Origin of the sequence: Micromonospora sp. WMMD723 (assembly GCF_049863385.1) — a bacterium.
Taxonomy (GTDB): Bacteria; Actinomycetota; Actinomycetes; order Mycobacteriales; family Micromonosporaceae; genus Micromonospora; species Micromonospora wenchangensis.
In genome coordinates this window covers 3,155,870-3,168,707 of sequence record NZ_JBMKNR010000001.1, presented here as the reverse complement: position 1 = coordinate 3,168,707, position 12,838 = coordinate 3,155,870, and the positions used below count along the sequence as shown (strand labels likewise).

Here is a 12,838-nt window from a genome sequence, read left to right as displayed (position 1 = left end):
TGACGGTCAGCGGACCGGGTCGTGGGTGCCCCGCGGAACGCCCGGCCGGCAACGGCGCAGCCGGTCCGCCGCCATCCGGCCGCCGACGGCCAGGCCGTGCCGCTCGACGGCGGCCAGCCCGTACGCGCTGCACGTCGGGGTGTAGCGGCACTGGCCCGGCCAGCGGTGCGACAACCACCGCCGGTAGCCGAGGATCGCCGCCCGGCCCGCCCGGTCCACCACCGGCGACCGGCTCACCCGGGCGGTGCCCGCGCCGAGGGTGAGCAGCAGGGAGAACAGGCCGAAGTCACAGCAGGGCAGACCGTCGCAGCCGTCGCAGTCGGCGTCGCACCAGTCACGCTTCTTCTTGTGCTGCTTACGCTTGAAATGGATCACGCCGTACATGATGCGACGGCCCCGCCAGCCCCGCTTCTCAGGGCGGGGGCCGAGGTAGCGGTACCGGACCGGGCCTGACACCACTACTTCGCCCAACCGCGAGAAACACCCCGGGGGTCAGCGGTGGACGGTGCGGCGCACCCCGTCGTGGCCGGCGCAGGGCTTCGGCTGCCCACCGGTCAGGCTGACCGCGCCGTCGCGGCACAGCACCAGGTAGCCCCGCCCGGCCCAGAACTGTGGCACGCAGTCGAACCAGTCGCAGATCCGGTGGTCGGGCTCGCGGACCCGGTCGCCGCCGCAGTAGTCGTACCCCATCGGGTTGGCCGGCGCCCCGCAGCGCCGCTCCCGCACCACGGACGGTGACGGGGACGGCTGTGGCAGCCGGGTGACGCGCGGACCGGGCGCGGCGGTGGCCGCCGCCGCCACCTCGGGGGTGACCGGCGGATCGGACTCGACCAGCACCGCCGGCACCGCCAGGGTCAGCGCCGCGGCCACCGCGACGGTCCGCCGACCACCCGGGACCCGGGCGCTGATCCGCGCCTGCGCGGGGGTGGCGATCGCCGGTCGGAACGGCGCGCTCTCGGCATGCAGGGCGATCAGCTCGTCGAGCTGGGCGAGGAGGGCGGGCCGCTGCTCGATGGCGTCGGCGAAGGCCAGGGTCAGCACGAACCGGAACTCGGCCGCCGCGCCCGGCGGCAGCAGCACGCCTGAGGTCTGCCGCCGGTCCAGGACCTGGATCAGGGTGACCGGGGCCGCCGGGTCGTGCAGCAGCCCGGTCATCCTCCCGTACGCCCAGTCACGCCGGCCACGCCCGCCGAGCAGGACCAACCGACGGTTGGTGACCACCGCGATCCCGGCGTCGGTGGCCCGGACCCCGTCGGGCAGCCGGTGGCGCAGCGGCCCCGGCTCCGCCTCGACGACCAGGTCGGGGGCGGGCAGCACGGTGGTGTGGCGGACCTCGACCAGCTGCGCGCCGGGCACCGCCCAGAGGACCACCTCGCCGGGGCCCAACGCCAACGGCAGGCCGACCCCGGCCGCCGCGGTGCCCTGCAGACCGACGGCGAGGGCCCGGAGCCGTCGCAGTTCGTCGTCGCGGCGTCGCCAGGCCCGCTCGACGGTGCGGTAGGCCCGCCGTCGTCGTTCGTTCTGCTGACGTGCCCAGGTGTAGCGCCAGGTGGAACCCGTCGAATCAGTCATCGCCACGCCGACCCCTCCGCCGTGCGAGCCACCAACCGGGGTGTTCACCCGGCTCAACGGCAGGAACAAGACCGACGGACCCGGCATTACGGATTTACCACCCGATCGGGGGAGGGAAATCTCCCGACCACGGCGAACCGCGCACCCGCTCACCTTCCGGTTCTCCGCCGTGCGGGGCGCTGCCGACGTGGGTAACGTCAGCCGCAGCCGGGCCGCGACGCCCGCACCGCCGATGCGAGGGGGGCCCGTGACCGGTCCGGACCAGCGCCGCCGCGTGGTGCTCGGCGTCGACATCGGCACCACCAGCACCAAGACCGTGGCGTACGACACCGACGGCCACCAGCTCGCCAGCCACTCCGTCGGCTACCCCCTCGACGAGCCGCACCCCGGCTACGCCGAGCAGGACCCGCAGCTCATCTTCGACGCGGTGGTGGAGACCATCCGCACCGTCGTCACCGAACTGGGCGACGGCATCGCCGGCCTGTCGTTCAGCACCGCCATGCACAGCCTGATCGGCCTCGACCCGGACGGCGCACCACTCACCCCGTCGGTGACCTGGGCCGACTCCCGGGCCAGCAGCCAAGCCGAACGGCTGCGCGCCGCCCCGTGGGGACTGGCCCTACACCGGCGCACCGGCACCCCCGTGCACCCGATGGCCCCACTGCCGAAGATCCTCTGGTACGCCGAGCAGGAGCCGACGCTGCACGCGCGGGTCGCCCGCTGGGTCGGCATCAAGGACTACGTGCTGCTGCGGCTGACCGACACACTGGTCACCGACCACTCGGTCGCCTCGGCCACCGGCCTCATGGACATCCACCAGCTCACCTGGGACGCCCAGGCGTTGCGCGTCGCCGCCATCACCGAGGAACAGCTCCCCCGGCTCGTGCCCACCACCACCGTGCTGCCGGGGCTGACCGCCCGCGCCGCCATCGCCACCGGCCTGCCCGCCGACACCCCCGTCGTGGTCGGCGCGGGCGACGGTCCGCTGGCCAACCTCGGCCTCGGCGCCGTACGCCCCGGCGTCGTCGCCTGCTCCATCGGCACCTCCGGCGCGATGCGGGTGGCCGTCGAACGTCCCGCCGTCGACCCGCTCGGCGGGGTGTTCTGCTATGCGCTCACCGAGGACCGGTGGGTCGTCGGCGGGGCGATCAACAACGGCGGGATCGTGCTCCAGTGGGCCGGCGACACCCTCGCCCCCGAGTTCGGCGAGCACGGCGAGGAGGAACTGCTCGCGCTGGCCGCCACCGCCCCGGTCGGCTCCGGCGGGCTGATCATGCTGCCGTACCTGCTCAGCGAGCGCGCGCCGCACTGGAGCGCGCTACCGCGCGGGGCGTACGTCGGGCTGACCCACGGGCACCGCCGCGAACATCTCGTCCGGGCCGCGCTGGAGGGGGTCTGCCAGCAGCTCGCCCTGGTCCTGGCGTCGGTCCGGGCCGCCGGCAACGAGGTCCGTGAGGTACGCGCCAGCGGCGGCTTCGCCCGCAGCCCCCTGTGGCGGCAGATGCTCGCCGACGCGCTCGACATGCCGGTGCGGTTCCCCGCCGGCCACGAGGGCTCCAGCTTCGGCGCGGCGTTGCTCGGCATGCAGGCCCTCGGCCTGATCGACTCCATCGACGTCGCCGCCGACCTGGTCCGCATCGACGAGACGGTACGCCCCGAACCGGCCTCCGCCGCCACCTACGCCGCCCTGCTGCCCCTGCACTCCGAGCTGTACGACGCGCTGGTGCCCACCTTCGCGTCGCTGCGCCGGCTGGCCCCCAGCCTGCCGGCGGAGCCACCACCCACCCCCGCACCCATGTGACCGCCCGCCCCACGTCGGGCCGGACCCCGTCCGAAGGTCGTGATCGCCGTGCTCACCCTCCTCGCCGCACCCGCGGAACCGGCCACCAGCGCCGGTGACGCCCAACTGGTCGTGGCCGCCCTGCTGGGCATCGCCGCGGTCGTAGTGCTCATCGCCTGGGGCAAGGTGCACCCCTTCCTGGCGTTGATCCTCGGCGCGGCGGTGCTCGGCGTGGTCGCCGCCATGGCCCCCGAGACGATGATCGAGTCGTTCAGCGCCGGGGTCGGCTCCACGGTCGGCGGGGTGGGTCTGCTGATCGCCCTCGGCGCGATGATCGGCGGGCTGCTCGCCGAGTCGGGCGGGGCGGACGGCATCGTCAACCGGGTCGTCGGACGGGTCTCCGGCACCGCCCTACCCTGGGCCATGGCCGGGGTCGCCGCACTGATCGGCCTACCGCTGTTCTTCGAGGTCGGCGTGGTGCTGCTGGTGCCGATCGTGCTGCTGGTCTCGCTGCGCACCGACGTACCGCTGATGAAGATCGGCATCCCGGCGCTGGCCGGCCTGTCGGTGCTGCACGGCCTCGTCCCGCCGCACCCCGGCCCGCTGGTGGCGATCTCCTCCCTCGACGCCGACCTGGGGCTCACCCTCGGGCTGGGCCTGATCATCGCCATCCCCACCGTGATCGTCGCCGGCCCGGTGTTCGGCAACTTCATCGCCCGTTACGTGCCGGCCACCGCGCCGGCCGCGCTGCTGCCCACCCGGCAACCGGCCACCACCGGCGGTGGCCGGCGTGGGCCGGGCAGCCCCGCCGCCGGCCGCGACCGGGAGTCGGACGGCCGGGACGCCGGGCGGGGACCGGCCGGCGACGACGACCTGCTCACCGACGACGACCTGGTCAACCCGGGCTCCGGCCGGCCGGGCGCCCCGGTCGACGACAGCGGCACCGAGACGGCCCGGCGTACCCCCAGGTTCTGGCCGGCGGTGCTCACCGTGCTGCTGCCGGTGGTGCTGATGCTGCTGCGCGCGGTCGGCGAACTGACCCTGGCCGACGGCACCGTCGCCCGGCAGGCCCTCGACATCGCCGGCGCGCCGATCGTGGCGCTGCTGGCCGGGGTGATCGTCGCCATGTTCACCCTCGGCTACCAGGCCGGGTTCAGCCGCAGCCAGGTCTCCTCGGTGCTCGGCGGCTCGCTGCCGCCGATCGCCGGCATCCTGCTCATCGTCGCCGCCGGCGGCGGCTTCAAGCAGGTGCTGGTGGACGCCGGGGTGGGCGACCTGGTCGCCGACGCGGCCAAGGACGCCAACCTCTCCCCGCTGCTGCTGGGCTGGCTGGTCGCCGTGGGCATCCGGGTCGCCACCGGCTCGGCGACGGTCGCCACGATCACCGCCGCCGGCATCGTCGCCCCGTTGGCGGCCACCCTGGACCGTCCCGAGGTGGCGCTGCTGGCCTTGGCCGTCGGCTGCGGTTCGCTGTTCTTCTCGCACGTCAACGACGCCGGCTTCTGGCTGGTCAAGGAGTATTTCGGGCTGACCGTGGGGCAGACGATCAAGAGCTGGTCGGTACTGGAGACGATCATCTCGGTGGTCGGCTTCGCCGGCGTGCTCCTCCTCGACCTGCTCCTGTGAGGTCCCCGCGCCCGCGCCGGCCCGCCGCGCCCGTCGGTCGGGTCGGCGTTGATCAACTTAATGTCGCCACAAGAGCGGTATCGGAGCGCGCAGATACCGCAGTTGTGGCGACATTGCGAGCCAGCCCCGCCGGGCAGGCGGGCAGGGCAGGGCCGCCTGGGCGGGGTAGGGGTCAGGCGCCGGGGATGTTGCGGGGCGGGTCCTCGCCGATCAGGCCGGCCTCCGGCTGGTCCGCCGACACGGGCAGGCCGAAGTCCGCGTACGTCAGGTCGAGCGCCGAGGTCTTGCCCTGCTCGCCGGACAGCTCGATCCGGTAGCGGACCAGCCGCCCCTGCGCGTCCACGGTCGCGGTGAACGGCACCGTGGCGGCCCGCTCGCCGAGCACCCCACCCACCCCCTCGCCGAGCACCTCGGTGCTGCGCCGCAGGTCCAGGGTCCCGGCGTAGGCCCGTTCGCCGGTGGCGCGCACCTCGGTGGCCGCGCCGAGCGTGCTGGCCAGCCGGGTGTTGTCCAGCCCGGTCCGCTTCGCGGCGGCCGCCTCGACGGTGCCCAGGTGCCACCAGGTACGCCCGTCCCAGACCGGCACCCGCCGGTCCGGGGCGGTCACCTTCACGTAGACGTCGGTGCCGGTGACGAGCCGCTCGATGACCACCTTGCCGTTGGCCACGGCCAGCGTCGTCGTCTCCCGCCCGCGCCGGCCCCTCGGGTCCCAGACCAGGGTGGTGGTGTCCCCGCCGCCCGCGCCGTCGCCCAGGGTCAGCCGGTAGGACTGCTGGTCGACCCGCTGCGCGGCGGTGGCCAGTACGGCGGCCGGCTCGGTCGGGGCCGCTGCGGTCGTGGACCCGGCGGTCGGTGTCGATCCCGCACCGCTGTCGTCCGCGGTGCAGCCGGCCGCCGTCACGAGGGCGACGAGGGCGGCCGTGGCGGCGGCCAGCTTCGGGTGCTTCACGGCGGTCTCCCCGGGTGGCGCGCCCGCCGGCCGAGCCGATCGACGCTGGTGACAGAGCGGTCGCGCCAGCCTAGCCCGGCACCCGGCCGCCGACCGGGCACCCCCGACCGCACCGACCGGGCCGGCCACCCCCGATCAGGGGCCGGTCAGGGGGCCTCGACTGCCGAGATGCGGTAGCGGTGCACCTCCGCGCCACGGATCGCCGCGACCTGCTCCTGCTCCGGGCCGGACCCCCGGAACGCCAGCAGCTCGTCGTCGGACTCCCAGCGTTCGTAGACGTTGATCCGGCCCGGCTCGACCAGGTCGGCACCGATGGCGAAGTCGACGCAGCCGGGCGCCGAGCGGGCCTGCCGGACCACCTCCACGCAGGAGGCCAGGTAGGTGTCCCGCTCGGCGGGGTCGACGTAGAGACTTCCGGCGACGATGAACACGGACGACCTCCGGTGGGTGGGCGGGACGAACCCCCATCCTCACCCACCGCAGGAGGCACCGCTCAGGCCCGGCTGATCGCGTTGGCGTGGATCGCCTCGGCCAGGTACTCCGCCAGCCCCGGCGCGACCTTCTCGTAGAAGGCGGTGAACCGGGGATCGGCCAGGTACATGTCGGCCAACCCGGTGTGCACCTCGTACGAGCAGTCGTAGAACCAGCGGACGATGAGCTGCCGGTGCTCCTCGGCCAGCGCCATCACCTCCGCCGAGTCGGCGGGCGTCCCGGCGGTCAGCGCCGCCACGATCCGCCGGCCCCAGTCCTCCTGCTCAGCCTTGATGCGCAGCCAGTCCTCCTTCGAGTAGTTCGCCGCCCGCTGGGTCGACACCCGGTACGCCTCGGTGTCGCCCCAGCGCTGCCGCGCCTCCTCGGCGTGCTCCTCCGGATCGACGTCACCGAACACCTCGAACCGTTCCTCCGGGGTCAGGTTGATCTCCATCCGTCTCGCCTCCATCGCGATCTCGATCGCGGCGACCATCTCCTGGAGCTTCCCGATCCGCCCGCTCAGCAGCTCGTGCTGCCGGCGCAGGTGCGCCGCCGGGTCGGCATCCGGGTCGTCGAGGATCACCGCGATCTCCTCCAGCGGAAACCCCAGCTCCCGGTAGAAGCGGATGTGCTGCAACCGCTCCAGGTCCGCGTCGTCGTAGCGGCGGTAGCCGGCCGGCGTCCGGCCGCTCGGCGAGAGCAGCCCGATCCCGTCGTAGTGGTGCAGCGTCCGGACCGTCACCCGGGCCGCCTTCGCCACCTGACCCACCGTGTACGCCATGGTTTCCTCCCTTCCGGCACCTAGGCTCCGGCCTGCCGCGACGTGAGGGTCAAGTCGATTCTGCGCCGGGTCCCCCGTCAGGGGCGGCACGACGGCCGGGCCCGCCCGGGTGGGCGGCGGGAGCGGGGGTCAGCGCGGGGTGCCGAGGGCGTGCAGGGCGGACAGACCGCCGGGACGGCCGTACCGGTAGCCCTGGCCGTGGACGCAGCCGATCGCGGTGACCGCCGCGTGCTGCCCCTCGGTCTCCACCCCCTCGGCCACCACCGCCAGGTCGAACGCCCCGGCCAGCCGGGTGACCATCTCCACCGTCGCGTACGCCCGCGCGTCGGTGTCCAGCCGGGCCACGAACGACCGGTCGATCTTGAGTTCGGTGGCGGGGATGCGGTGCAGGTAGCTCAACGACGAGTAGCCGGTGCCGAAGTCGTCGATGGCGATGCGGATGCCCAGCTCACGAAGCTGGGCGAGCCGTTCCAGCACCGCCTCGCTGCCGTCGATGAGTGCCGACTCGGTCAGTTCCAGGGTGAGCGCGCGGGGGGCCAGGCCGGCCGAGGCGGTGGCCGCCGTGACGGTGGCGATCAGGTCGGGGCGGCGCAGGTGCGCGGCGGCGATGTTGACCGCCACGGTCGCCTCGGGCACCCGGGCCCGCCAGGTCGCGGCGGCCCGGCACGCCTCGTGGATCACCCACCTGTCGATCGGCACGATCAGCCCGGTCTCCTCGGCCAGCGGCAGGAACGCCGCCGGGGCGAGCAGTCCGAGCCGGGGGTGCCGCCAGCGCACCAGCGCCTCCGCGCTGCGGACCACACCGGTGGCGAGGTCGACGATCGGTTGGTACTCCAGGTGCAGTTGCCGCTCGTCGACGGCCCGCCGCAGGTCGGCGATCAGCTCGGCCCGGGTCACCGCCGACTCCCGCAGCGCCGGGGTGCACGTGCGGTACGCGGACTTCCCCGCGGCCTTCGCCGCGTACATGGCGATGTCGGCGTCGCGCAGCACGTCGGTGTGGGAGGCGTGCTGCGGGCCGAACTCGGCGATGCCGATGCTGGCCGACGGGTGGACGCCGACGTCCTCCTCGCCCGCCGACGGTTGCAGGGCGGCGAGCAGCCGTTCGGCGAGCCGTTCCGGCACGACCGTCCGGTCCCCGGCGACCAGCACGGCGAACTCGTCCCCGCCGAGCCGGGCGACGGTGCCGTCGCCGCCGACGGCGGCACGCATCCGCAGCGCGATGCTGGTCAGCAGGGTGTCGCCGGTGGCGTGCCCGAACCGGTCGTTCACCTGCTTGAAGCCGTCCAGGTCGAGGAGCAGCACGGCCACCGGCGGCCCCTCGCGCAGCGCCCGGCGGAGCTGCCGGTTGAACATCAGCCGGTTCGGCAGGCCGGTGAGCTGGTCGGTGTAGGCGAGCCGGCGCAGCCTGGCCACCAGCCGCAGGTTCTCGTTGGCGGCCAGCCCCTGCCGCAGGGCGAGCACCCCGAGCAGCGCCATCATCCCGCCGAAGACCAACGGCGGGGTCTGCCCGGTGGGACGGCGGGCCAGCACCACCGCGATGATCGCCCCGCCGACCGGCAGGTACGGCAGCGCCACCCGCCACCAGGACGGGAGCGGGGACTCGCCGATCTCCTCGGCCCCGTCGCAGGTGGGCGGCGGTGGGCGGGTGGTGGCGATGCCGATCAGCAGGTAGCTCAGCGGCCAGCAGACGTCGACCGGGTGCCCGGGGGTGTAGCTGCCGTGCGCGACCAGCGAGACGTAGACCGCGTCCGCGCCGGCCCGGGTGACCAGACTCGCCCCGATCAGGGTCAGCGGCGGCCACACCGAGCGGGCCGGGCCGGCCACCGCCACCAGGATGGTCAGCTGCATCAGGTCGATCATCGGGTAGAGCAGGCCGAGGGTGCGCAGCGGATCGTCGAGGTCGGCGGCGGCGACGTCGCGGAACACCACCACCCAGCCGATCGGGATCAGGGCCAGCCCGACGATCACCCCGTCCAGCACGGTGCGGGCCCGGCCCACCGCGCTGCGTGGCGCGGTCAGCGAGGCCAGCAGCGCGGCCGTGCCGGTGACGATGCCGGCGGTGAAGACCGCCCCGATCAGCGGGGTGTGCGGCAGCTCGTCGGCGCGCAGCCGGTCCACCGTCCACAGCAGCCGGCCGGCGGCGGCCAGCCCCATGGTGAGCGCGAGCAGCGCCCAGAACCGGCGCAGCGGGGCGGGGTGCCGACGCATCGTGCGGACGCAGGCGTAGCTGGCCCAGCTCGCCACGGCGGTGGCGATGACGTCACTGACCAGGGCCGCCCTGGGCAGCGCGGCGAGCAGCCAGACCAACTCCAGCACGACGGCCACCGCGGCGACGACCGCACCCACCCGGGGGAGGGTCAGCGGTCGGGTCGGCGCGCCGGAGACGGCGTCCTGGGGTAGCACGGTGATCGCTCCGGCTCTCTCTCCAACGCGCACCTCGACCGTGCGGACGGATCACGGACGGCGAACCATCGCAGCCTAGCCAGCCGGGCGGGTCACCGCCACACTCACCGGGTCGGCTATCCGACCACTGAGGACAGGGCCTCGGACTGTTCGTAGGTCGGCGGTCCCCCGTGCGTCCACGGTGTCTCCTCGGCCGTGGGGAACGTCCCGGCGGGCAGGTACGCCTCCGACAGGGTGGTCAGGCAGAGCCGCTCCCCCACCTGCGGCACGCTGCCCGGCGGCGCGGTCAGCCCCCGTCCCATCCCGCCCGACAGCTCCAGCACCACCTCGGTCCGGCCGTCCGCCGCCGGGGTCACGAAGACCACCTTCGCCTTCTGGGCGGGTCGCGCCGTCGACCACAGGGTCGCCCCGACCGGCATCCGCACCGGTTCGGTGGTCACCACCTGGATCCTCGGCCGCAGCACCGGCCGCTTGCCGCTGTCGTCCACCCGCCCCGGGTCGGCCAGGGTCACGTCGGCTACGAACGCCTCCCCGGCCAGCCGGTGCTCGGCCATCACCAGCGGGTCGTCGTAGGCGCGCTGCACGGCGTAGCTGGTCGCGGCGCGTTCCAGCCGGTGCAGCCGGACAGCCGCCGCGACCGCGCCGTCGTGCCGGGGCTGCGGCCCGCCGTCGGCGTCGAGGTGCTCGGCGTAACCGGTGAAGGCGTCCCGGTCGCCGGCCCAGCGGCCCGCCACCCGGGCACCGGGCGGCAGCCCGTCGAGCAGTCCCAGGCCGCGCCACATCAGCTCCCAGGTGGGCGCGAGCTGCCCGCGCAGCAACCGCACCAGCTCCGCGTACGCCTCGTCGCGGGCGGCCGGGTCGTCGTCGGCCGCCGCCCAGGCCGCCATCGCCGGGGCGAGCGCCTCGTTGTCGAACTCCGGGTCGGTGGCCGGGCCGGCCGGCGGGCACACCGCCGGGTCCTCGGCCCGCGCGGCGGCCTCGACACCTGTCGAGCCGGCCGGCGGGTCGATCCAGCCGAGCAGTGCCGGCAGGTGCTGGTCCTCCACCGCGCTCTGCCCGGTCGCCCAGTGCAGGGTGAGCGCGTCGGTCATCGCCAGCAGCGCCGACGAGCCGGGCTGCTCGGCCCGCTCGGCGAAGAAGGTCAGCCAGCGGCCGAGCAGCGGAACGGCCGGGTGCACCGGATACTCCCCGTCGGGGCGGCGGAACCGGGTGGAGCGGCCCAGCAGCCGCAGGAAGGTGATCCCGGCCGGGTTCGGCACCCACAGCTGCGGGGCGTCGGCGTACCGGTAGCGGACGTCGCGGCCCCGGTCCACGGCCACCGCCTCCGAGACACCCCGGAAGCCGTCGAGCCAGGGCAGCACGGTCGCGGCCAGCTCGGTGACGAACCGGAACCGCTGGTCCCGGTTGCGGGGCTGCGGCACGACCAGCAGCCGGGCGTCGGCCGGGTCGGTGCCGACCAGCGCGGCGAGCGGCGCGTGCGCCTCACCGGCCATCGCCAGCGGCACCAGCACCAGCGGGCGCTGCGCCAGGTGCAGGTGCCGGACGGTGGCGACCGGCTGGGCCACCCCCGCGGCGAGCGCCTGCGCCTTCGCCAGCGCGCGCAGCGTACTCATGACCGGTGGCCGGCGAGGGCGTCGGCGCGCAGCCGGGCGGCGGAGCGCAGCAGCGCGGCTGCCTCCTCCCGCTCCGGGTCGACGGCCGGCCCGCCGGCCGCCAGGGCCAGCACCTCGGCCACCTCGGCGATGCCGCCCAGGGCCTCCCGCACCGGCCGGCCCAGCGCCCCGGTCTGCCCGCGCGCCTCGTCCCGGCAGAAGTACGCCAGCTCGCAGCCGGCCAGGCAGTCCGGCGCGTACCGGGCCGGCACGGTGTGCAGCGCGGCGGTCAGCGTCACCGGGTCGACGGCCGGGTCGACGGTGAACCCGGCCGGCACGGCGGTGAGCAGGTCGTCCAGCCGGGCCATCCGGTCCAGTTGACGGCGCAGCACCAGCAGTTGCTTGCGGACGTCGATCAGGCTGGCCATCGGCTGGTTGGCGAAGTCACGCGGGCAGACCAGCACCACGTCGTGCGACACCGACTCCGGGTCCCGTCCCTCGGCGGCGAGCAGGTCGCGCAGCGCCAGCACGTAGACGGCGGACTGGACGGCGGCGGCGGACACCTTCGCCGGGTCGGCCTGCCCGTCGATCACGGGGAACGACTTGATCTCCACGACGTGGAACCGGCCGCCGAGCCGGGCGGCGACCAGGTCCGGTTCCAGGTGCACCCGCTGACCGGCCACGTCCAGGCCGAGCAGCGGATGGTCGAACAGCGCCGCGTCCGGCCCGGTGGCCGTCAGCGCGGCCCGCGAGCGTTCCCGCCGGTCGGGCAGGTCGTCCGCGCCGCCCAGGTCCGTCCAGCTCGCCCGTTGCGGCACCGGTACGCCCAACCGCTGCGCGACCAGCCGCAGCAGCTCCGCCCCACCGTCGGCCTTGACCTGCGCCTCGAATGCGTTGCCCCGGGTGATCGCGAACCGGGACTGGCCGAACCGGGCGGGGAAGCCGACCCGCTGCGCGAGCGCCGACTTGTCCACCCCGGCCCCGTCCAGCACGGCCCGGCGGGCGCAGCCGGGGTTTCCGGTGAGCGCGGCGATGGTCCGGGCGTTGTGCCGTTTCGGGGGCACGTCGCCCCGGATCGCGGCCAGGCGTTGTGCGGTGCTCGTCACGACAGGCCACGATAGCCGCCCCGGCCGACCCCGGCCGGCAGCCGACGCCCGCTGCGGGGTGCCTCGGAGCGGCCGGGTCAGCGGCCGGCGGACCGGTTCCAGGGTGAACGCGGGGAACGGGCACCGGCGGCCGGTCGCCGGCGGCGGCGTGACGGGCGACGACCGGGGGTGCAGGGCGGGCGGGAGGCGGTGTGCACCGGCGCGGTCGGCGGACCCGGTGGGCGGCCGATCAGCCAGCAGAGGAAGCGGGCCACGGTCAGCCGACCGGGAGGCGACGGGCCTCGTCGGCGTCGACGGCGTACTCGACGCCACAGAACGAGCACTGCTGCACGTACTTCGTCCGGATCGGGATCAGCGGCACGAAGAACACGGTGAACTTCGTCGACCGGCGGCTGATCACCTGCGCGGCCCGGTTGCCGCAGTGCCGGCAGACGGCGGTCACCACCCCCGACCGGGTGACCCTGGTGCGGAGTCCGAAGATGAGGAACATCGCCCGGCAGTACCCAGCCCGAGGCCCCGGGAACCCCGGGCGGGGAATTCTGCCCGCCGCACCGTGCC

General features: G+C 74.9%; 11 protein-coding genes. 2 read left to right on the top strand and 9 right to left on the bottom strand.

The genetic code is table 11. The features are described from left to right. Positions 1-6: 6 nt before the first annotated feature. Both yidD and ACN261_RS14335 read right to left on the bottom strand, forming a co-directional pair. Complete coding sequence (gene yidD / locus ACN261_RS14340) at positions 7-384, bottom strand: membrane protein insertion efficiency factor YidD (RefSeq protein WP_421485795.1); 378 nt, start codon at positions 382-384, stop codon at positions 7-9. 108 nt (positions 385-492) lie between these two features. Further along, positions 493-1,578, bottom strand: coding sequence for a hypothetical protein (locus tag ACN261_RS14335; protein WP_425850512.1), 1,086 nt, complete (start codon positions 1,576-1,578; stop codon positions 493-495). 241 nt (positions 1,579-1,819) lie between these two features. Between ACN261_RS14335 and ACN261_RS14330 the strand changes: the two genes are divergently transcribed. After that, positions 1,820-3,373, top strand: a complete 1,554-nt coding sequence (locus ACN261_RS14330; RefSeq protein WP_363652771.1) for a gluconokinase — start codon at positions 1,820-1,822, stop codon at positions 3,371-3,373. 48 nt (positions 3,374-3,421) lie between these two features. Further along, positions 3,422-4,978 (top strand): SLC13 family permease, encoded by a 1,557-nt coding sequence (locus tag ACN261_RS14325; RefSeq protein ID WP_425853598.1) that lies wholly within the window; start codon positions 3,422-3,424, stop codon positions 4,976-4,978. A 172-nt stretch (positions 4,979-5,150) separates the two neighbouring features. Here the strand turns inward: ACN261_RS14325 and ACN261_RS14320 are convergent, their stop codons facing one another. From ACN261_RS14320 to ACN261_RS14290, 7 genes are all read right to left on the bottom strand, one after another. After that, the gene (locus tag ACN261_RS14320) at positions 5,151-5,927 is read right to left on the bottom strand and encodes a hypothetical protein (protein WP_425850509.1); all 777 of its coding nucleotides are present in this window, start codon (positions 5,925-5,927) and stop codon (positions 5,151-5,153) included. Positions 5,928-6,073: 146 nt separating this feature from the next. Beyond that, positions 6,074-6,358: a putative quinol monooxygenase gene (locus tag ACN261_RS14315; RefSeq protein WP_204956596.1), complete on the bottom strand. Its 285-nt coding sequence runs from the start codon at positions 6,356-6,358 to the stop codon at positions 6,074-6,076. A 62-nt stretch (positions 6,359-6,420) separates the two neighbouring features. Further along, positions 6,421-7,179, bottom strand: a complete 759-nt coding sequence (locus ACN261_RS14310) for a MerR family transcriptional regulator (protein WP_421485787.1) — start codon at positions 7,177-7,179, stop codon at positions 6,421-6,423. 129 nt (positions 7,180-7,308) lie between these two features. Further along, the gene (locus tag ACN261_RS14305; RefSeq protein ID WP_421485785.1) at positions 7,309-9,582 is read right to left on the bottom strand and encodes a putative bifunctional diguanylate cyclase/phosphodiesterase; all 2,274 of its coding nucleotides are present in this window, start codon (positions 9,580-9,582) and stop codon (positions 7,309-7,311) included. Positions 9,583-9,698: 116 nt separating this feature from the next. Beyond that, positions 9,699-11,195, bottom strand: coding sequence for a hypothetical protein (locus tag ACN261_RS14300; RefSeq protein WP_425850506.1), 1,497 nt, complete (start codon positions 11,193-11,195; stop codon positions 9,699-9,701). Then, on the bottom strand, positions 11,192-12,280 hold the full coding sequence (locus ACN261_RS14295; protein ID WP_421485781.1) for a hypothetical protein: 1,089 nt from the start codon (positions 12,278-12,280) through the stop codon (positions 11,192-11,194). Before ACN261_RS14295 ends, ACN261_RS14300 begins: the two co-directional genes overlap by 4 nt. A gap of 256 nt (positions 12,281-12,536) precedes the next feature. After that, positions 12,537-12,770 carry a zinc-ribbon domain-containing protein gene (locus ACN261_RS14290; RefSeq protein ID WP_421485779.1) on the bottom strand — a complete coding sequence of 78 codons (234 nt, stop codon included), beginning with the start codon at positions 12,768-12,770 and terminating at the stop codon, positions 12,537-12,539. Positions 12,771-12,838: the final 68 nt, after the last annotated feature.